The organism is Acinetobacter sp. GN11 (assembly GCF_054823985.1).
This window is the reverse complement of record NZ_JRVL01000012.1, coordinates 30236-51801: the sequence shown is the minus strand read 5'-3', so window position 1 is coordinate 51801 and position 21566 is coordinate 30236. Positions and strand designations below refer to the sequence as shown.

General features: G+C 40.3%; 19 protein-coding genes, 1 tRNA gene and 1 pseudogene. 7 read left to right on the top strand and 14 right to left on the bottom strand.

What is annotated here, in order from left to right:
* Positions 1–22: 22 nt before the first annotated feature.
* From queF to NL42_RS01675, 6 genes are all read right to left on the bottom strand, one after another.
* Positions 23–835, bottom strand: a complete 813-nt coding sequence (gene queF, locus NL42_RS01700; RefSeq protein WP_461311527.1) for an NADPH-dependent 7-cyano-7-deazaguanine reductase QueF — start codon at positions 833–835, stop codon at positions 23–25.
* A complete protein-coding gene (locus NL42_RS01695; RefSeq protein WP_461311526.1) occupies positions 832–1605 on the bottom strand; it encodes an ABC transporter permease in 774 nt (257 codons plus the stop codon). The genes queF and NL42_RS01695 overlap by 4 nt, the downstream gene beginning before the upstream one ends.
* Positions 1602–2537: an ABC transporter ATP-binding protein gene (locus tag NL42_RS01690; protein WP_003650650.1), complete on the bottom strand. Its 936-nt coding sequence runs from the start codon at positions 2535–2537 to the stop codon at positions 1602–1604. The genes NL42_RS01695 and NL42_RS01690 overlap by 4 nt, the downstream gene beginning before the upstream one ends.
* Positions 2538–2654: 117 nt before the next feature.
* Positions 2655–2731: transfer RNA gene (locus NL42_RS01685), tRNA-Arg, on the bottom strand.
* Between the two features lie 100 nt (positions 2732–2831).
* Entirely contained in the window at positions 2832–3467 is a 636-nt protein-coding gene (locus NL42_RS01680) for a hypothetical protein (RefSeq protein WP_461311525.1), read from the bottom strand.
* Positions 3468–3615: 148 nt separating this feature from the next.
* Positions 3616–4302, bottom strand: coding sequence for a 3'-5' exonuclease (locus NL42_RS01675; protein WP_461311524.1), 687 nt, complete (start codon positions 4300–4302; stop codon positions 3616–3618).
* 247 nt (positions 4303–4549) lie between these two features.
* Here NL42_RS01675 and NL42_RS01670 point away from each other — a divergent pair, with 247 nt between their 5' ends.
* Complete coding sequence (locus NL42_RS01670; RefSeq protein ID WP_461311523.1) at positions 4550–5779, top strand: alpha/beta hydrolase; 1230 nt, start codon at positions 4550–4552, stop codon at positions 5777–5779.
* A gap of 83 nt (positions 5780–5862) precedes the next feature.
* On the opposite strand, the pseudogene NL42_RS01665 reads toward NL42_RS01670, so the two are convergent.
* Positions 5863–5964, bottom strand: a pseudogene (locus tag NL42_RS01665) (hypothetical protein); the annotation flags it as partial.
* A 61-nt stretch (positions 5965–6025) separates the two neighbouring features.
* On the opposite strand from NL42_RS01665, the gene glyA reads away from it, so the two are divergent.
* A complete protein-coding gene (gene glyA / locus NL42_RS01660; protein ID WP_336169681.1) occupies positions 6026–7279 on the top strand; it encodes a serine hydroxymethyltransferase in 1254 nt (417 codons plus the stop codon).
* Between the two features lie 62 nt (positions 7280–7341).
* Here the strand turns inward: glyA and NL42_RS01655 are convergent, their stop codons facing one another.
* The 3 genes from NL42_RS01655 to adeF are packed head-to-tail and all read right to left on the bottom strand — an operon-like array spanning position 7342 to position 13236.
* The gene (locus NL42_RS01655; protein ID WP_461311522.1) at positions 7342–8817 is read right to left on the bottom strand and encodes an efflux transporter outer membrane subunit; all 1476 of its coding nucleotides are present in this window, start codon (positions 8815–8817) and stop codon (positions 7342–7344) included.
* 12 nt (positions 8818–8829) lie between these two features.
* Positions 8830–12009, bottom strand: coding sequence for a multidrug efflux RND transporter permease subunit AdeG (gene adeG, locus NL42_RS01650; protein ID WP_461311521.1), 3180 nt, complete (start codon positions 12007–12009; stop codon positions 8830–8832).
* 6 nt (positions 12010–12015) lie between these two features.
* Positions 12016–13236: a multidrug efflux RND transporter periplasmic adaptor subunit AdeF gene (gene adeF, locus NL42_RS01645; protein WP_461311520.1), complete on the bottom strand. Its 1221-nt coding sequence runs from the start codon at positions 13234–13236 to the stop codon at positions 12016–12018.
* A 201-nt stretch (positions 13237–13437) separates the two neighbouring features.
* Here adeF and NL42_RS01640 point away from each other — a divergent pair, with 201 nt between their 5' ends.
* The 5 genes from NL42_RS01640 to NL42_RS01620 all read left to right on the top strand — a co-directional run bounded on the left by NL42_RS01640 (position 13438) and on the right by NL42_RS01620 (position 17702).
* Entirely contained in the window at positions 13438–14466 is a 1029-nt protein-coding gene (locus tag NL42_RS01640; protein WP_461311519.1) for a LysR family transcriptional regulator, read from the top strand.
* Between the two features lie 174 nt (positions 14467–14640).
* Positions 14641–15426, top strand: a complete 786-nt coding sequence (locus NL42_RS01635) for an ABC transporter substrate-binding protein (protein WP_461311518.1) — start codon at positions 14641–14643, stop codon at positions 15424–15426.
* A 90-nt stretch (positions 15427–15516) separates the two neighbouring features.
* A complete protein-coding gene (locus NL42_RS01630) occupies positions 15517–16206 on the top strand; it encodes an ABC transporter permease (protein ID WP_013197222.1) in 690 nt (229 codons plus the stop codon).
* The gene (locus tag NL42_RS01625) at positions 16203–16916 is read left to right on the top strand and encodes an ABC transporter permease (protein WP_016137538.1); all 714 of its coding nucleotides are present in this window, start codon (positions 16203–16205) and stop codon (positions 16914–16916) included. Before NL42_RS01630 ends, NL42_RS01625 begins: the two co-directional genes overlap by 4 nt.
* A gap of 9 nt (positions 16917–16925) precedes the next feature.
* The gene (locus NL42_RS01620; protein ID WP_013197223.1) at positions 16926–17702 is read left to right on the top strand and encodes an ABC transporter ATP-binding protein; all 777 of its coding nucleotides are present in this window, start codon (positions 16926–16928) and stop codon (positions 17700–17702) included.
* A gap of 76 nt (positions 17703–17778) precedes the next feature.
* On the opposite strand, the gene abeS is transcribed toward NL42_RS01620, so the two are convergent.
* The 4 genes from abeS to NL42_RS01600 form a co-directional block, all read right to left on the bottom strand.
* Positions 17779–18108: a multidrug efflux SMR transporter AbeS gene (gene abeS / locus NL42_RS01615; protein ID WP_252612492.1), complete on the bottom strand. Its 330-nt coding sequence runs from the start codon at positions 18106–18108 to the stop codon at positions 17779–17781.
* 248 nt (positions 18109–18356) lie between these two features.
* Positions 18357–18608 carry a YfhL family 4Fe-4S dicluster ferredoxin gene (locus tag NL42_RS01610; RefSeq protein ID WP_461311517.1) on the bottom strand — a complete coding sequence of 84 codons (252 nt, stop codon included), beginning with the start codon at positions 18606–18608 and terminating at the stop codon, positions 18357–18359.
* Between the two features lie 2 nt (positions 18609–18610).
* Positions 18611–19981, bottom strand: a complete 1371-nt coding sequence (gene trhP / locus NL42_RS01605; RefSeq protein WP_461311516.1) for a prephenate-dependent tRNA uridine(34) hydroxylase TrhP — start codon at positions 19979–19981, stop codon at positions 18611–18613.
* A gap of 56 nt (positions 19982–20037) precedes the next feature.
* A complete protein-coding gene (locus NL42_RS01600; RefSeq protein WP_461311535.1) occupies positions 20038–21504 on the bottom strand; it encodes an aminotransferase-like domain-containing protein in 1467 nt (488 codons plus the stop codon).
* Between the last annotated feature and the right edge of the window lie 62 nt (positions 21505–21566).

The window sequence follows — 21566 nt, the reverse complement described above, 5'->3', positions numbered from 1 at the left end:
GTGTATCCTCAAATTATTCGTTTTATTGTCGTGCCAATCGAATCGGTTTTGGCATCCATGAAAGATCCGATACTCGGCAAGGGTTAATATCAAGTCCGCCGCGACGAGTATAAGTTGCATAAACCATCAGCTTTTCAGGCTCTAGATTTTGCCAAATATCGGCAAATATCTGCTCGACACACTGTTCGTGAAAGCCGTTATGCTGACGGTACGAGATAATATAAGCTAATACCCTACGATAACAAGGTTTTTTGCCTTTAAAACGGATAAAAACTGTACCCCAATCAGGCTGTCCAGTGACTGGGCAGTTACTTCTCAAAAGATGAGAATACAGCTCAATTTCAACTTCTTCACCAGACTCATCTGCTTTTAAAAGAGTCGCATCTGGATGTTGCTCTAAACGTTCTGGTGTAAGGTCATCAATACAAATGCCTTGAGGTTTAGAAATATCTAAATCATCAACCTGAAATAAGGCTAATTCAACTTTTGCACCAGCTGCTGTCGAGAGGTCTTTTTCAACAGTTTCAATGAAAAACTCTTTCGAATCAAATTGAGTGAAATTAAGACTATTGAAGTAAAGTTTTAATGACTTTGACTCAATTAAATTCGGTGAAGAAGCGGGCAGTGTAATTCTGCCAATTGCAACTTGTGGAATACCATGAGCGTTTAACCATGAGATTTCAAAAACATGCCACCAATCTTTACCTTGAGTAATGCCTTCAATATGTGAATAGCTTTCACGAGACTGAGCACGGGCAATTGGAAATAACACATCAGGTTGATAATTAGTTGGATATTGGGTTTCTTTACCCAATAAAGACTGTTCGACACTCATTCACGCATTCCTGAACCACGAGCAAGTAAATAGTAAGCAATTCCGTAAAGTACAACACAGCATGATGTCACAATGATTAAAGAGAATGAAACATTCACATCGCTATGACCTAAAATGCCGTAACGGAAAGCATTAACCATATAAACAATAGGGTTAATTAAAGAAAGTTTTTGCCAAAAAGGACCAAGGGAACTAATGGCATAAAACACACCACCTAAATAAGTTAAAGGTGTAAGAACAAAGGTTGGAATAATAGAAATATCATCAAATGATTTTGCATAGACTGCATTAATAAAACCACCTAATGAGAAAAGAACCGAAGTAATTAAGACTGTATATATAGTTACGAACCAGTTGTGTATGAAAAGGTCAGTAAAGAACATGCTCATTGCAGTTACAATTGTGCCAACTAATACACCACGGCAAATACCACCAATCACATAGCCCCACAAAATAATATGTAACGGCACAGGACTCATAATAAGTTCTTCAATACTTTTTTGGAATTTTACGCTAAAGAAACTGGAAGACACGTTGGCATAACTATTAGTAATGACCGCCATCATAATTAGGCCTGGCACAATAAATTGCATATAGCTCACGCCACCCATTTGTCCAATGCGTGAACCTACCAAATTACCAAAAATGACAAAATATAAACTCATCGTAATTGCTGGTGGTAATAAGGTTTGTGGCCAAATGCGTAGAAAACGGCGTACTTCTTTACGAACGATGGTCCAGAGAGCAATTTGCAGTTGGCTAAAATTCATTTTGCCTCTCCTTCAAGATTTTTCTCGACCATTTTGACAAATAACTCTTCTAAACGGTTCGATTTATTACGCATGCTGTGAACACGAATACCTTGCGATTCTAATAACTGGAATAGGTCATTCAATGTATGCGCTCTATCCATCGTTACTTCTAATGTATTGCTATCAATTAAGTTGAACTTAACACCAATAATGTTTAACTGGAGCGGCCCAATCGGCTCAGCTAAATCGAAGATAAATGATTCTTCATTGAGCTGATTAAGGAAGCTCTTCATGCTGGTATCTTCTTTAATTACACCGCGGTCAATAATCGCAATGCGACGACACAACATTTCTGCTTCTTCTAAATAGTGGGTCGTTAAAATAATAGAAGTACCGCTTTCGTTCATTTCAGTCAGAAAGTCCCACATAGAACGGCGTAATTCAATATCTACACCGGCAGTAGGTTCATCTAGAATGAGAAGTTTAGGTTCATGCATCATGGCACGGGCAATCATTAGGCGACGCTTCATACCGCCAGACAGCATACGCGCTTGTATATTGCGTTTTTCCCACAGACCGAGCTTTTCTAAATAATGTTCAGCACGTTTTTCTGCAATCTTTTTATGGATACCATAATAGCCAGCTTGAGTGACTAAAATATCGAATGTTTTTTCAAACTGTCCAAAGTTAAATTCTTGAGGAACGACGCCAAGCTGCTGTTTTGCCAGAGATGGATGAGTGTCGAGATTGTGCCCAAAAATCTCAACTGTTCCTGAGGTTTTTTTCGTGAGGGAGCTGATAATACCAATGGTTGTTGATTTGCCGGCACCATTTGGGCCTAACAACGCATAAAATTCACCTTCAGGCACAGTGAGGTTAATACCTTTTAACGCCTGAAAACCATTACGATATGTTTTGGACAAATCTCTTAAAACCAAAGCATCAGTCATGAAATTCTCACATTATGAAAGAGGGGTATATTTTGAGCGATAATGATTAATAAACCAAGTAAAATAGTCGGAATTTTATAAAATTGAGATAAATTTATGAAGTTATTATATAAAAGCTGGTGCGCCCGGCGGGGATCGAACCCACGACCCCAGGTTTCGGAAACCTGTACTCTATCCAACTGAGCTACGAGCGCATGCGTGGGGCACATCATAGGAAAAAAACACTGGCAGGTAAAGCACGAAATACATGCCAAGTGAATTTAATGCTTAATTAAACAGCAAGTTGTTTAATATTTATATACTTTCTTGAAGAAGCTGAATTGAATAGTTAATTGTATGTAAAGCACTTGCAATTTCCTGAGGAGGAATTCGTGATTCTTGCAAATTGGTAATCCATTGCATTTGACATAATTTAAGCTCTTGTATTGTGGTCGTTTTCTCTATTTTTTGAACAAGTGGTTTAGTCATTAGTCCGCAATAGCTGCTAAGAGTTTTCATCATTAATAGTTGTATTTCTTCGAAAGAAAGAGCCTCAGAAGATATTACTGGTTGAGAATATGTAGCATAGGCCTGATCTAAATTTTTTTGCTCGGAAAGCTGGATTTCTCCAACAAGATTCGGGGAGTGTGTTATGGAGTTACTAATAGACTCTTTTTGATTTTCTTCTGCTTTATTATTTATAGGTGATGTTTTTAAAATAATTTCTTCATCGGTTGACGTTTCTGTAGAGGCAATTGGGGCAATAAGTTCTAAGTCGATAAGCTGTTGAATCAGCTCTGGAGAAGCAATACGTTTTTTAAATTCACCATTTAAGTTCTGAAAATCTTCATGGTCTATTAAGAGTAATAAACGTCTTTGTTTTGCATTTAAAACAATATTGCGTTGTTGAAGCGCAACTCTTCCTAAATTGGTTCTATAAAAACCAGCCATTATGTTTCCCCAATATAAAAAGTAAATCAGACTGTTCAATCTTCTGAGTTGAACAGTGCTGTTTTTAATAAAATATAAATGGGATTAACCATAAAACTCAAAAATGACAATATGATGAAGAATTGATGAATATCATCTATTTAAGTCGTTAAAGTACACTTTCTAATGCTTTGCGAAGGTAAATATCAAGCTCATCTTGGCGTAATAACCATTGAATATAGTCTTTAGGAAGTTCAGCAATTGCTGTGCCTTTATGCTTACCAAAGTTAACCGTCGTGGGGATACGTGCTTCTTCAGAAACTCGGTATAGCTCTTCAATATCTTGAATATTTAAATGATAGACAATATGCATCAAAATATTAGCAGTCAAAATAATATCTGCATCGGCACGGTGTGCACCTTTAAGCAATTCACGAGCTTTACTGCTGCCTTGAGAAATCATATAGATCAGCGCTGAAATATTATGCGCTTCTGCTTCAGGCCAAGTTTTACGCGATAAAGCTAAAGTACAAATTGGTTTAATATTTGATACATCTACACCGCAACGAGCAATCGCGGCTATATCGTAATCAATGTTGTGACCAATAATATAAGTCGTGCTCTCTGGTAATTTAAAGGTTTTATAGTGAGGCTGGTTTTCTAAATCTGACTCTAATATATGGTGAACTGCCATAGCCGCGTAAGAAATAGGGGCACCGACTTGATAGAGCTGATCAAACAATTTACTTTTATCTAAGGTGAGCTTGCCTTCATTAATTTCAATCGGAGCATACGCAATTTCAATAGGCAAACCATTTAGTGTATGTGTTTCTGTATCTAAAATAATGGTTTGCATAACTGGCCCTTTAAACAATCACGAGTAGCTATGAATGTTAACAGTTGGCTATTCACTTTAAAACATGAAGAGAGGGTTAGATGCCAATAAGAAATTCAATTTATGTTGAAACGTAGAAGATTTCGGTGCTAATTTTGATCAAATATGACTTGCCAAAAATTAAGTTTAGGCGTAATTGTTTGTAAGACATTTAAAATGTTACTAAAAACTAAAGCACAACAAAAAATGGAATTTAAGGGATATAGCAATGAAAATGAAACTGTTCATGACCAGTGTTTTTAGCACAAGTTTATTGTTGACGGCCTGTGGTGGTGGAAGTAGCGATGACAGCCCAGTAAGTACTAATCCATCTGGTACTCCTGCTAATAATATTCAAAACCCAGTGGTTAAAGTAGATGCTTACACAAGTACTAACTTAGGATCAGTTGCTGCAGAAAGTAGTATTCTGACCTATAAAATGTTAGGCCAAAGTGGCCAAGAAGTGCAGGCAACCAGTTTAGTATTCACACCAAATACTCCACCACCAACAGGCGGTTGGCCAATTGTAGTCTGGGCACATGGCACTACAGGTGTTGCAGATGCCTGTGCACCAAGTAAAGTAGCTTTAACAGATAGTACAAAAGATTTAATTAGTAAGTTACTTACAGCTGGTTATGTTGTTGTTGCACCAGACTATGAAGGTTTAGGTTCTTCAGGCATACATCCATTTTTAAATGTTAAAAGTGAGGCTTTCTCAATTACAGATGCTGTGGTTGCAACGCGTAACTATTTATCACAGCGTAACTTATTAACTTCAAAAAAATGGCTTACAGTCGGACATTCCCAAGGGGGACATGCTGCGTTGAGTGCTGCACAATATGCGAGTCGTGCACAACTAGACTATAAAGGTACAGTAGCCGTAGCACCAGCTTCTAATTTAGGTTTTATTCTAGTTGCAGGTGAACAAGCTGTTGCTAATGCAACTATAGATAAAAAGATTCCGATGTATGCACAGCTTGATACATATACAGCTTTAGTTACAGCGGGTATTCGAAATACACAGCCAAGCTTTAATTATTCGCAGGTATTTACTTCACAAACAGAAAGTACAGCACAACAGGCAGAAGCGATTTGTGCGGGACCATTAGCCCAAGCTTTGGTAGTTAATATGCAAACCTACGCAGCAACACATGGCGGCACACTGGATGATTTTAAGCGTACACAACCTAACTTTATGGCAGTACCCTTGGTTAAAACATTCTTAGATAAAGATTCTCAACCTTTACAGGCAAAAGTATCTACACCAATCATCATTTATCAGGGGCTAGCAGATACAACAGTTCCTAAAGTAGCTACAGATATTTTGATATCTAATGCCACTGTCGTAGGTACTAAAATTAATAGTTATGTGACTGGTAACTGGGACCATAATACGGCGATGAGTAGTAATGTAGACAACATCGTTGGAAATGTTCAGACTTTGCTAACAGCACAATAGAGTTATTGATATTTAAAGTATTTTTAACCTTATTGTAAGCTAAAGTTAACGATGGGAAAATTCAAAATATAAGCTTTAAACTAGCTTTTTAATTGATTTATAAACAATGGCTCATTTTTTATAAAACTTGAGCCATTTTTATTTAAAACTGAGCTAACTTCATTCTGTTTAATTATAAAGTTCATGCTACAATATGTCGCAATCTTAGCACGGCTTAAAAGCCCTAATTTTATAGGACCCCCGCTAATGTTTGCCAATATTTCCATTTCTGAATTTGATCCAGAATTAGCTCAAGCAATTGCTTCTGAAGGTGAGCGTCAAGAAGCACATATCGAGTTAATTGCTTCTGAAAACTATTGCTCTCCTGCTGTGATGGAAGCGCAAGGATCAAAACTTACGAATAAATATGCAGAAGGTTATCCAGGTAAACGCTATTATGGCGGTTGCGAATATGTGGATATCATTGAGCAAATGGCGATTGATCGTGCTAAAGAACTTTTTGGTGCAGATTACGCAAACGTTCAACCACACGCTGGCTCACAAGCTAACTCTGCTGTTTATCTAGCTCTTCTTAACCCAGGCGATACTGTTTTAGGTATGAGTTTGGCTCACGGTGGTCACTTGACTCACGGTGCTAAAGTAAGCTTCTCTGGTAAAACTTATAATGCAGTTCAATACGGTCTAAATGCTGAAACTGGCGAGATCGATTATGAAGAAGTTGAACGTTTAGCATTAGAGCACAAGCCACGTATGATCGTTGCTGGTTTCTCTGCTTACAGCCGTGTTGTAGATTGGCAGCGTTTCCGTGACATCGCGGACAAAGTTGGCGCTTACCTTTTTGTTGATATGGCTCACGTTGCAGGTCTTGTTGCTGCTGGCGTATATCCAAACCCAGTTCAAATTGCTGACGTAACTACAACTACGACTCACAAAACACTTCGTGGTCCACGTTCTGGTTTAATCCTTGCGAAAGCGAATGAAGAAATCGAGAAGAAACTTCAATCAGCTGTATTCCCTGGTAACCAAGGTGGTCCATTGATGCATGCGATTGCTGCTAAAGCAATCTGCTTCAAAGAAGCAATGTCTGATGACTTCAAAGTTTACCAACAACAAGTTGTGAAAAATGCTCAAGCTATGGCTGAAGTATTAATCGCTCGTGGTTATGACGTTGTTTCTGGCGGTACTGACAACCACTTGTTCTTGTTATCTTTAATCAAGCAAGACGTAACTGGTAAAGAAGCAGATGCTTGGTTAGGCGCTGCTCACATTACTGTTAACAAAAACTCAGTTCCAAATGATCCACGCTCTCCATTTGTTACTTCTGGTATCCGTATCGGTACTCCAGCAGTAACAACTCGTGGTTTCGGTGAAGCTGAAGTTCGTGAACTTGCTGGTTGGATCGCTGACGTGATTGACAGCAAAGGTGACGAAAAAGTTATTGCTGACGTAAAAGCGAAAGTTGAAACTGTTTGTGCAAAATTCCCTGTATACGCACAATAAGTTGTAGATATAAAAAAAGCGCCGTATGGCGCTTTTTTTATATCTAGTTAATTACGTAAGAATTAACTTTTAGTTTTTACCGATGCATCAGTTTCATGCCATCCACCACCTAATGCTCGAATTAAATCTACACTAGCCATTATTCTGCTGCCATTAAGCTGTGCAGAAAGTTGCTCTTGTTGCAAAATAGTACGGTCAGAATCAATTACATCAAGATAGCTAATAGCACCTTCTCGATAACGTAGATGAGAAAGCTGATTTGCATGACGAGAAGACGAAAGTGCTTGATTTTGAGCCTGAATTTGCTGATCGAGAATACGTTGATCGGACAAACCATTTTCAACTTCACGAAATGCATTTAGTACGGTTTGGCGATAATTCGCAACGCTTTCTTCATAGGCGGCTCGTGCTTGAGCAACTCCAGCTTTACGTTGCCCACCATCAAACAAGGGTAAAGATAAAATAGTGCCTGCGACTGGACCAAGTAAAAATGTACGGCTCGACCATTTACCCAAATCACCTAAAGTTGATGATTCATAACCGAGTGCACCTGTCAGGTCTAGTTTCGGGAAGAAAGCAGCGCGTGCAATTCCAATACGCGCATTATCTGCTGCCATAGCACGTTCAGCAGCAGCAATGTCAGGTCGTCTTTCAAGTAAAGCTGAAGGTAAACCTGCTGGGAGACGAAGACTGTTTTCAGTTAAGGGTTGAATTGCCAAGCTAAAGTCAGCTGGGGTTTTACCTAATAATACTGCAAGCGCATGTTCTGCATTGGCTCGATTACGGGTAATGTTGAGTGCATTGGTTTGGGCTGTAGCAAGTTCAGTCTGTGCACGGAAAACATCAAGCTCGCTGACTAAACCATTTCGAAAACGTGTTTGAGCTAAGTCTCGTGTCTCGCCAAGCAGTTTAATTGTGCGATTATAAATTGCTTGTTCAGCATCAAGCTGACGAATGAGAAAGTAGCCTTGAGCAACATCTGCTTGTAAGGCTAAAAGTGCCGACTGATATAAAGCTTCTTGTTGCTGTACATCAGCTGTTGCTGCATTGACACTACTGGCGATACGACCAAATAAATCGAGCTCATATGAAACATTTGCTTGAGCACGCCATAAGGTTTGTGCAGATGTATGGGCATTTTCATCTAAACCCAATGACGCGGGAGAGGGTTTTTGACGAGTTGGGCCAAAGCCAGCACTAATACTTGGTAAACGTTCAGCTTGTGCTGCGGAACGTAATGCACGTGAAGCCTGAATATTAGCCGCTGCCGCTTTAAGACTCTGGTTTCCAGAAATGGCTTGTTGTTCGAGCTCATTCAATTGAGCATCATTAAAAACAAGCCACCATTCACCTCGAACTTGCTGATCGGCAGGTTGGGCAATTTTCCAGTTATTATCCTCAAGTTTAGGGTCAGACTCTTTAAATTTAACTGGAACTATCACTTTTGCAGGTTGATATTCAGGAGCCAAAGAGCAGCCTGCAAGGAGCAGGCTTCCCATGAGTGAGGACAATAATAAGCTTTGTTTTGCTGTAGCCATCAAATATCCTCCTTAATGATCATGTGGGTTACATAAAGGCGCTTCATGAACTGCTGCCGAATGCAATTTATGTTTACTGTTTAGTGTACGAATCAGAACATAAAAGGCAGGGGTCAGGAACAAACCAAACAGCGTTACACCGATCATGCCGAAGAACACCGCAATACCCATGGCATGACGCATTTCAGAACCTGCACCTGTTGAGGTAACCAGTGGTACGACACCCATAATGAATGCAATAGAAGTCATTAAAATGGGACGTAAACGTAGACGACTTGCTTCAACGGCTGCATTAAATGCAGTTGCACCTTGCATTTCGAGTTCCCTTGCAAATTCGACAATTAAGATGGCATTTTTACAGGCCAGCCCGACCAGGACCATCAGACCAATTTGGGTAAAGATGTTGTTATCTCCACCTGTCAGCCAAACACCCGTCAGAGCTGCCAAGATACCCATCGGTACAATTAAAATTACAGCCAAAGGCAAAGTTAGACTTTCATATTGAGCGGCTAAAACTAAGAACACGAGTAATACACTAATTGGGAATACCCAGAGTCCTGCATTACCAGCCAAGATTTTTTGGTAAGTTAAATCTGTCCATTCAAACTTGATACCACGTGGTAGAGTTTGAGCAGCAATACGTTCAACCGCAGCTTCTGCTTGGCTAGATGAATAACCCGGTGCAGGCCCACCGTTAATATCGGCTGATGTGTAACCGTTATAACGAACTACCATTTCAGGACCATAAGTTTGAGTTACATTCACCAATGAAGATAACGGCACCATTTGTCCCGCACTGTTACGGGTTTTAAGCTGCAAAATATCTTCAGGGTTAGCACGGAAAGGGGCATCGGCCTGTGCTCGAACCTGATAAACACGTCCAAAGCGGTTAAAGTCGTTAACGTACTGAGAGCCTAAATAAATCTGCATGGTGTTGAAAACATCTGTCACAGCAACACCTTGCTGCTTGGCTTTTACACGGTCTAGATCTACGTTCAGTTGAGGTACGTTAATTTGATAACTTGAGAACATTGGGCCAAGTTCAGGCGCTGACTGAGCTGCTTTCATAAAGTTTTGTGCAGCATCGTTCAAGGCTGAATAGCCTAAGGCACCTCGGTCTTCGAGTTGGAGTTTAAAGCCGCCCATTGTCCCTAAGCCCATCACGGGTGGTGGTGGGAAAACTGCAATATAGGCATCTTGAATGGCTGAATATTTCTGGTTGAGAGCACCTGCAATTGCATTAGCAGATAAGTCTTTGGCCTTACGTTCATCGAATGGCTTTAACGTCACAAAGACAATACCGGCGCTTGAGCTGTTAGTGAAACCGTTAATTGAGAGGCCAGGGAAGGCAACTGCACTTTCTACACCAGGTTGCTTAAGTGCTGTATCGCTCATTTTACGAATGACTGCTTCGGTACGATCTAATGAAGCGCCATTTGGTAATTGAGCAAAGCTAATCAAGTATTGCTTGTCTTGGGCGGGAACAAAGCCACCCGGAACAATATAAGAAATACCAACGGTTAAGCCGAGAAGTGCTGCATAGACACCCATTGCCGATGCTTTATGAGATATGACACGACTTACGCCTTTACCATAGTTGTCTGACGCACGTGTAAATACGCGGTTAAACAGCGCAAAGAAACGTCCAAATATGCGGTTCATAATGCGTGTTAATGCATCAGGTTTAGCGTCATGTCCTTTCAGTAACATGGCTGCTAAAGCAGGAGAGAGCGTAAGGGAGTTAAATGCCGAAATGACAGTTGAAATTGCAATGGTCATGGCAAATTGTTTATAAAATTGCCCTGTTAAGCCCGTCATAAAGGCTAGCGGTACGAACACGGCAACGAGGGTTAAGGCAATCGCAATAATTGGACCACTCACTTCTCGCATGGCGCGATAAGTTGCGTCTCTTGGGCTTAAACCTGCTTCAATATTCCTCTCGACATTTTCGACGACGACAATCGCGTCATCGACCACAATCCCGATGGCAAGTACCATCCCGAACAGTGAAAGCGCATTGATCGAGTAACCAAAAGCAAGCATGAGCGCGAATGTACCAATAATTGAAACTGGTACAGCAAGCAATGGAATAATCGAAGCACGCCATGTTTGTAAGAATAAAATAACAACCACAACAACCAGTGCAATTGCTTCAAGTAAGGTATGAACGACTGCTTTAATACTAGAACGTACGAATTGAGTTGGGTCGTAAACAATGTCGTATTTAATTGAAGATGGGAAATCTTTTGAAAGCTCCTTCATCGTGCTACGCACTTGATCGGATACTTGCAAAGCATTGGCACCCGGTGCTTGGAAAATTGGAATGGCAACTGCTTGTTTATTATCAAGCAATGAACGCAAGCCATATTGTGAGGCTGCAAGTTCAACACGAGCAACATCACCCAATCGGGTGACCGCGCCATCGGGTGCAGTTTTTAAAATAATGTCTGCAAATTCTTGCTCAGTGGTTAAACGACCTTGAGCATTCACTGAAAGTTGTACAGGTGAATTGGTTGGTGACGCACCAATTGTACCTGCCGCAACCTGAATATTTTGTTCACGGATTGCATTCACAATTTCAGTGGCTGTGAGATTACGTTGCGCTACTTTTTGTGGGTCTAACCACACCCGCATAGCGTAGTCACCAGAACCGAATAAACCAACTTCACCTACACCTTGTAAACGTGCCAAACGATCTTTTACGTTCAGTACCGCGTAGTTACGTAAGTAAGTCATGTCGTAGCGATTATCTGGTGAGGTCAGATGCACAACCATAGTTAAAGTAGGTGAACTTTTTAAGGTGGTGACACCCAAGCGCTGTACATCTTCAGGTAAACGAGGCATTGCCTGAGACACGCGGTTTTGAACCAATTGTTGAGCTTTGTCTGGGTCAATACCGAGCTTAAAGTTCACTGTAATGGTTAAGTTACCGTCACTGTTTGCCTGAGACTGCATATACAGCATGTCTTCAACGCCGTTGATCGATTCTTCAAGCGGAGAGGCGACAGTTTCAGCAATTACTTTCGGGTTTGCACCTGGATATTGAGCACGTACCACCACAGATGGTGGAACAACTTCTGGGTATTCTGAAATCGGTAATTTAAATACCGAAAGTAAACCGGCAAGCAAAATTAATACTGATAACACACCAGCAAAGATCGGCCGATCAATAAAGAATTTAGAAATATTCATATGTGATTAACCTTTTGCCGGAGTTGATGTTTTTTCTGTTGGCTGAGGTTGAGGAGTAGTGCTGCTTGCAGTGATTTGCGCATTTGGCATCGGAACAAGATGCGGGGTAACAGGGTCACCCGGACGAATTCGCTGTAAACCATTCACCACAATACGGTCACCCGCTTGTAATCCGCTATTTACGATTTGCAAGCCATCTTGTTGTGTGCCAAGTTTTACTTCACGGTAAGCGGTCTGATTTTTAGCATCGACTACAACAACAAAGCGTTTATCTTGGTCGACGCCGACCGCTGTTGGACTAATCAGAATTGCTGAACGAGGTTGACCACCACCCAGACGGATTCGAGCATATAAACCCGGTAATAAAACTCCGTTTGGATTGTCGAAAGTCGCTCGAACACGAATCGTACCTGAGGTTGTATCTAGGTTATTGTCGATTGAGTTGATGGTTCCCTCACGAGAAAAACCAGTTTCATTGGCAAGTCCCATATAGACAGGAACCTGTGCTGAATTGCGCTGATTACTGATGTATTTGAGATAAGTTTGTTCATCAACATCAAAAGATGCATAGAGACGCGATACAGACACTAAACTTGTTAAAACTTGTGCTCCGCTGCCAGCAGAAACCACATTACCCACGGTTACTTCGGCACGTGAAATTCGACCGCTAACCGGTGCAGTAATACGGGTATATTCCAGATTTAAGCGTGCAGATTGAACGGCTGCTCTAGCGGCTTGCAGATTGGCACTGGCTGAGCGCGCATCATTTTCTGCCAGATCCAACTCTTGACGAGATACAGCATTACTTTGAATTAAGCGTTGAATACGGGAAAGATTCGATGCCGTATAAGTCACTTGTGCTTCAGCCGAAGCAAGTTGAGCTTGGGCACGATTCAGTTCTGCTTCGAAAGGACGTGGATCAATAGTAAAAAGTAACTCGCCTTTTCTAACCAGACTGCCATCTTTGAAGTGTACTGAAATGAGTTTACCTGAAACCTGTGGCCGAATATCGACTTGATCAATGGCTTCTAAGCGACCGGAATATTCTTGCCAATCGGTAATGGTTTTGCTGATGACATTGGAAATATCAACAGTAGCAGCTTGTTGGGCTGTTGTCGGTGCAGCTTTTGCATCGGCATTTTCATGTAAAAACATAAAACTGCCACCCGTTGCCAAAATGGCGACAAAGATGGCAGACAGCGCGAACTGTTTGCGTGAAAATGACATGAGGTGCTCCTAATCATCTGGATACCTGTTTTCAGACTTTTAATTATGGTCCGTATGGGAGAAACAGGGTTTATGGGATGAACGGAGCATAAAAGTTTGTCAATTACGAATAAATATATTAAATTCGATAACACTATTCGTATTTTTATAACAATTGATGTGTTTGAATGAAAAAATGCATTAATTGATAGGAGTGTGCGTGTGGATCTATTTCATGCGATGAAAGTATTTAACAAAGTTGTTGAAACAAATAGTTTCAGTTTAGCGGCTGACAGTTTAGGCCTACCGCGCGCTTCAGTGACTACAACCATTCAGGGTTTAGAGAAACATTTACAGGTTCGTTTATTGAATCGGACCACTCGGAAACTCAGTTTGACACCAGATGGTGCGGTTTATTATGAACGTACTGCACGAATTTTAGCCGATGTCGAAGATGTTGAATCAAATTTTCATGACTCGGAACGTGGACCACGAGGTCGACTACGCATTGATGTTAAAGCTTCAATTGGACGACTCATTCTGATTCCAATGCTTTGTGATTTTCATGCCAAGTATCCCGATATTGATTTGGTGATTGGAATGAGTGATCGTCCGGTCGATTTAGTTCAAGATGCGGTGGATTGTGTCATTCGTATTGGTCAGTTAAAAGATTCAAGTTTAGTGGCACGTCGTATCGGCACAATTCAATGTGTGACGGTTGCTGCACCGCGTTACTTGGCGGAACATGGCGAACCGGAAACTATTGATGACTTAAAAGAACATCAAGTCGTGCATTATTTTAATAGTCGTACCGGACGCAATATTGACTGGGATTTTATGGTTGATGGTGAGATTCATAGCGTTGGTGTGAAAGGGCGTGTTTCTGTCAACGATGGTGATTCATATGTTGATTTGGCTGTACAGGGTTTTGGCTTAATTCAATGCCCATATTACATGGTGGGGAAACATCTAGAAGATGGCACACTTAAGGAAGTGCTGACTGAATGGTTACCTGCACCTATGCCTATATCAGTCGTATATCTACAAAACCGTCATTTATCGCCTAAAGTTCGTGTGTTTGTTGATTGGGTGGCTGAATTATTTGCAGGGTGTCCATTGTTGAGTGGTTGCTCAATGCTCTGGGATCAGAAATGTGAATTTGCTAGTGCCAAAGAACATAATCATGAATATACCATTCGAACATTGGTCGAAAATGAAAATATGGCAGAAGCCTATACACTCAAAAATTAGCTTTACAGTTTGAGTGATTTCTCAACATTTAATCAGGTAATACAATCTGCTGTTTTGACATCTTCATAAATCCTTAATTTATGGTATAGAAATTGCAATTATTTCGACAGAAGAGTAATTTAGAAATACTCAAATTTTTATCACCTTATTTGGATTTTAAGGAGAAGCTTCAAGATGGCAAGCTTTATGAAAAAAATGTTCGTTTCAACAACTTTAGTTTTGGCTGCTGTTGCGACGAATGTACAAGCAAAGGATTGGAAGGTGATTCGTTTTGGTACTGAATCTTCTTATGCGCCGTTTGAATATAAAACACCAGATGGCAAGTTAACTGGTTTTGATGTTGATTTGGGTAATGCCGTTTGTGCAAAACTCAAAGCCAAATGTGTTTGGGTTGAAAACTCTTTTGACGGGATGATTCCAGCACTTAAAGCGAAAAAGTTTGATGGCATTCTTTCATCAATGACGGTCACTGATGAACGTGCGAAACAAATTTTGTTTACTAGTAAAATCTATAATACGCCAACGCGTATGGTTGCAAAAAAAGGCTCACCGTTATTACCAACAGCTGCATCATTGAAAGGTAAGCGTGTAGGGGTACAACAGGGCACAATTCAAGAAACTTATGCTAAAACCTATTGGGCAACAAAAGGTGTAACCGTTGTACCTTATCCAGTCCAAGATTTGATTTATCAAGACATGATGTCAGGTCGTTTAGATGCAACTTTACAAGATGCAATCATGGTTGATGGTGCTTTCTTAAAACAACCAAAAGGCAAAAACTTCGGTTTTGTCGGTGGCAATGTGGTTGATGCAAAAACACTGGGTGTAGGCGCAGCGATTGGTTTACGCAAAGAAGATACAGATTTGAAAGCGAATATTGATAAAGCTCTCGCAGCAATCATTGCGGATGGAACATACAAGAAACTCGAGAAAAAATATTTCTCCTTTAACATTTACTAATGATGTGAAAAATGTCGGCTTAGTGCCGACATTTTAAAATCTATTCTCATCTCATCAATATTAGATATTGTTTTAAGGAGAAGATGAGTCATGTTTTTATCTGGCTACGGGCCACTCCTTCTCAGCGGAACATGGATGACCATACAGCTTGCGCTGTTGTCACTTTTGCTTTCTGTCATTATTGGCTTAATTGGTGCGAGTTCAAAACTCTCTAATATTAAAGCTTTACGTTATATTGCGACCGCCTATACCACGCTCATTCGTAGTGTGCCTGACTTGGTAATTATGCTGCTGTTATTTTATAGCTTGCAGTTAGGGTTGAACCAAATTACTGAAGCACTGCAAATGGACCAGATTGATATCAACCCATTCGTGGCTGGTGTGATTACTTTAGCGTTCATTTATGGTGCATATTTTACCGAGACCTTTCGTGGTGCATTTCAATCGGTTCCAACGGGTCAAATTGAAGCAGCAATGGCCTATGGGATGACTCCTTGGCAGGTTTTTCGACGTGTATTATTCCCTCAAATGATGCGTTTTGCATTGCCGGGTATTGGTAATAATTGGCAGGTTTTGATTAAGGCAACCGCACTGGTTTCAATTATTGGCCTGACTGATATTGTAAAAATTACGCAAGATGCGGGTAGAAGTACCATGCAACTGTTCTTTTTCAGCATCGTGGCTGCCGCGATTTATTTAGCAATTACCACCGTGTCGAACCTCATTTTAATGTGGCTTGAACGTCGTTATTCTGCTGGTGTAAGGAAGGGACAATTATGATTGAAATCCTTCAACAATATTGGCAGGCATACCTTTGGACTGATGGCTTACAAATGACCGGTGTCGCGATGACTGCTTGGTTATTGGTGCTTTCTATTGGTATTGGGTTTGTGCTTGCTGTGCCTTTATCACTTGCACGTGTATCAGAAAATCTTTGGTTGCGTGGTCCAGTTTGGTTGTTTACCTACGTTTTTCGTGGCACACCACTGTATATCCAATTGCTGATTATTTATTCAGGCATTTATAGCTTTGATTACATCCATGAACATCAGACGCTCGATGCATTTTTTCGAGAGGGCATAAATTGCACCATTTTGGCATTCGCGCTCAATACTGGTGCATATACGACTGAAATCTTCGCTGGAGCGATTCGTTCTATTCCACATGGTGAGATTGAAGCCGCCCAAGCTTTCGGTATGTCCAAATGGAAACTCTACACACGTATTATCATTCCTTCGATGTTACGCCGTGCTTTGCCATTTTACGGTAACGAAGTCATTTTGATGTTGCACGCGACAACCATTGCATTTACAGCAACTGTTCCAGATATTTTGAAAATTGCGCGTGATGTAAATGCGGCAACTTATGACACCTTCAATGCTTTTGGAATTGCCGCGGTGTTGTATGCAGTGTTGGCATTTATTTTGATTTGGATATTTCGTAAGTTGGAAAAACGTTGGTTGGCATTTTTAAAGCCATCGAATCATTAGGAGACATAAATGGAACACGTTGCAAAACTAGTGATTCGTGATTTACACAAAACATTTGGTGATCATGAAGTACTGAAAGGGATATCACTTGATGCAAATGCTGGCGATGTAATTAGTATTATTGGTTCATCCGGTTCAGGTAAAAGCACCTTGCTGCGTTGTATCAATTTTTTAGAACAACCGAGCAATGGCACCATTAAGCTCAATGGCGAAAAACTACGCACAGTCTTTGATAAAAAAGGCAATTTAAAAGTGGTTGACCCAAAGCAACTACAAAAAATGCGTACCCAACTTATGATGGTGTTTCAGCACTTTAATTTATGGTCTCACATGACAGTACTGGAAAATGTCATTGAAGGGCCAATTCATGTGCTTGGAGTGAAACGTGCTGAAGCAGAAGAGTGTGCACGCAAATATCTACGTAAAGTTGGATTGCCTGAAAGTGTTGAGAATAAATATCCAGCTTTTTTATCTGGTGGTCAGCAGCAACGTGTAGCGATTGCTCGTGCTTTGGCGATGGAACCTGAAGTCATGTTGTTTGATGAACCAACTAGTGCGCTTGATCCGGAGTTGGTAGGTGAAGTACTAAAGGTCATGCAGAGTTTGGCTGAAGAAGGCCGTACCATGATTGTGGTGACCCATGAAATGGGCTTTGCACGTCATGTATCTAATCAAGTAATTTTCTTGCATCAAGGGAAAATTGAGGAACAGGGCCATCCCGATGAAGTACTCAATAATCCGAAAAGTGAACGTTTAAAGCAATTTTTGACGGGCAGTTTGAAATAAGCTGTTCATACCGAGTAAGGTGAAATTTTTTAAAAAAAAGATTCGCATCTTACTCGGTTGCTTTTTTAATTATATTTTATAGATGGGTGTTTTTAGAAAACACATTAATAATGATAATGCCTGCAATCATCAAAGTAAGACCAATACAGGCCGCCAAGTCTAAATGCTGTTTGTAAAATATCCAGCCAATTGCCGAAATCAAAATAATACCTGCACCCGACCAAATGGCGTATGCAATTCCGATCGGAATCGTTTTTAATGTCAGGGACAATAAATAAAAAGCAATTGCATAGCCCACAACAGTAATGATGGATGGAATGGGAACAGTAAAACCTTGAGATGCTTTTAAAGCTGAAGTTGCAATGACTTCACAAACAATGGCAATTGCTAAATAAAGATAAGACATGGGAAGCTGCGCCAGAGAGAGTTTTAATCAATCTATATGAAATGTTGAAATGGTTTGACCAGTTTTAACGATTGTTTAATTTTTTTGGTACAAAATGACCAGTAAATCAAACTGAACTGATCATTTGATTTTATCACTAGCAAAGCAATCTCAGCTATTTATTCATTTATTTAATATTGGGTTTGCATGGTTATTTAAGAGGACCAGCGACTTTAGCTTGATCCTCGATAGACTTTTTTAAAGATAGATTAGCCGAGTAAATTTAACCCCTTAAATTTCTCTAGCAGTTGCTCTTTATTTTCAATATGTGCAGGGTCTTGTTTAATACAATCGATAGGGCAAACAGCCTTACATGTTGGCGCATCGTAAAAACCTACACACTCGGTACAACGAAGTGGATCAATTTCATAAACTTTGCTCCCTTCAAAAATAGCGATGTTCGGGCATTCAGCTAAGCACATATCACAATTGATACACTCATTTGTAATCAATAGTGCCATTTTCAACTCGCTGAATAAGCCAATGTAGAGGCAGTAATATTTTCTTTCGTATGCGGTAAGTTACGTATGAGTAGAGCATAACTAACATCAATATTTGGTGAGAGTGGAATTTCAACGAAATGCCCTGAACCTTTAGCATCCATAATTGAATTACCTTTTAAATCGCGCATTTCGGTTAAGGTAAACGTGATATTGCCTTGAGGTGTCATGAGTTCAAGTGAGTCGCCCACTACAAAACGGTTTTTAACCTCAATGCGAATATAATCGCTGTGGCGTTCTAATACTTCGCCGCAAAATTGTTGATAGTCAAAATGTGATGAACCATCGGCATAGTTTTGATATTCGCTATGCACATGACGTCTTAAAAAACCTTCGGTGTAACCACGGTTCGCCAACCCTTCGAGCTGAGCCATTAAGCTTGAGTCAAAGGGTTTACCTGCTAACGCATCATCAATGGCTTTTCGATAAATTTGGGCAGTACGGGCGCAATAAAAATAGGATTTAGTTCGACCTTCAATTTTTAATGAGGCGATTCCCATTTTTGTTAAACGATCTACATGTTGTACAGCACGTAAATCTTTCGAGTTCATAAAATAGGTACCGTGCTCATCTTCTTCGGCAGCAAACATTTCTTCATCATTACGTTGTACAAGCAAAGTTTGAGCTGAAGTTTTTTCTGATTGTGCTGATGAGCAGCAAGACTTTTCTGAGGTGTTGAGCTGAGTGACGGGAATTACATCTCCGCTTGCATCTTCTTGAGTTTCATGAAGTTTATAATCCCAACGGCAAGCATTAGTACAAGCACCTTGGTTGGCATCACGTTTGTTCATATAACCAGAAAGTAGGCAACGGCCTGAGTAGGCCATGCATAGTGCGCCATGTACAAAAACTTCGAGTTCAATATCTGGCACATGTTGCTGGATTTCTTCTATTTCTTCTAAAGATAACTCACGCGATAAAATCACACGGCTTAAACCGTAATCTTTCCAAAATTTAACAGTGGCCCAGTTAATGGCGTTGGCTTGAACAGATAAATGAATTTGTACTTCTGGGAAATGCTCACGCACCATCATGATTAAGCCCGGGTCAGACATAATAAGAGCATCTGGTTGCATCGCTACAATAGGTTCAAGATCACGAATAAAGTTTTTTAATTTGCTGTTATGTGGCTGGATATTCACCACAACATAAAACTTTTTACCCAAAGCATGCGCTTCATCAATCCCAATTTTTAAATTGTCATGATCAAAAGCATTATTGCGCACACGTAAACTGTAACGTGGTTGGCCTGCATATACCGCATCTGCACCATAGGCAAATGCATAGCGCATGTTTTTAAGTGAACCTGCGGGAGAGAGGAGTTCAGTTTTCATAAAATAAAAGGCATAAAAAATATATGGTTTTATTTTATTAACTCTGTATTTTTGATTCAACCTACTGAATTAGTAGGGATTTGGCCTATATCTTTTTGCGCAGGTAGTATATTTCTTGCTAGTTCTCCTAAATGCATCAAAGCATTTAACATTTTAGGATTTAATTCGAAACACGCTGCTATACGTAAACAGTGACTAAAACGTTTATCAGCCGAACACAAAATTCCCGGCATGCATAAGATTTTTTCGTCCATTGCTTGGTGAAAAAGTTCTAAGGTATTTATCGATTCGGGTAGCTCTAACCATAAAATAAATCCTGCTTGCGGACGACTGACTCGAGTACCGAGTGGAAAATAACGACAAATATAAGATTTGATGGTATCAATTTGTTGTTGATAGCGTTTTTTGAGCTGACGTAAATGCAGGTCATACCCACCATTTTCTAAGAAAAGCCCTAATGTTTCGGTGAGCAAAGCAGGCTCGGCCACCGTTGTCGTAAATTTAAGCTGCTGCACAATGTTACGAAAGCGCCCAGCTTCTAACCAACCGATTCGATAGTCCGGTGCTACAGTCTTAGTGTAGCTACTACATACGAGAACCCATCCATTTTGATCAAATGCCTTAATGTTGGGTAAGAGAGGTTCGGCCAGTTGCAATTCGGCATATATCGCATCTTCAATGACAGGAACTTGAAATTGATTGGCTAGCTCTGCTAAACAACGGCGGTTGCTTTCGGGCATGCTGAAACCGAGGGGATTGTGTCCTGTTGGAATGGTTAATATGGCTTGTACACTTTGTGATTTTAAGAGTCTTTCAAGTGTATCTAGACACATGCCTGTATGTGGCGAAGTTGGAACTTCTATAATTTTTCGGCCTAAATTATGAAGAAGAGGATACAAGTTATGAAAAGTAGGGATCTCAAGGGCTATGCTGTCACCCGCTTGAGTTGTTGCCATAATCGCGAGACTTAAAGCCTCCATTGTGCCATGAGTGAGTACAATATCATCTGCTGAAAGAAACATGCCAAGTTGTAAGCCTCGCCTAGCAATTTGTGTACGTAAACGTGTAGATCCGGGCGGTAAAGTATAGCTTTTAAAAATATCTGATTGTGTCCGTAAAACCTGAGCAGTTAAGCGTTTTAGTCGCTCAATCGGATAGAAGGTTTCACCTGAAGGGCAAGCAAGAGCCAAATTGACATAGGCTGGATCCATCTGCTTTTTAACGATTTGAGCGAGGAAGCAACTAATGCCTGAAAGAGGCACTTTTTCTTCACTCACATAACGCTCTTGGGGTTCTAGCAGGTTTGAAGGTGCATGACAAACATAGTAGCCAGACTGAGGGCGAACAGAAATTAAACCTTGGTCTTCAAGCTGACGATAAGCTTCTTTGACAGTATTAATGCTGACTTGATAATGATTTGCGCAGTCTCGGATTGATGGTAAGCGTGAACCAATAGCCTGTCTGCCATTCTGAATTTGAAGGGTTAGGTCATCACTCACTTTTTTATATTTGTACATGTCAATTCATTAAAAAGCCAAAGTAATGGATACACTTTATCGTGATCTTTTATTTAACTCAAATATTG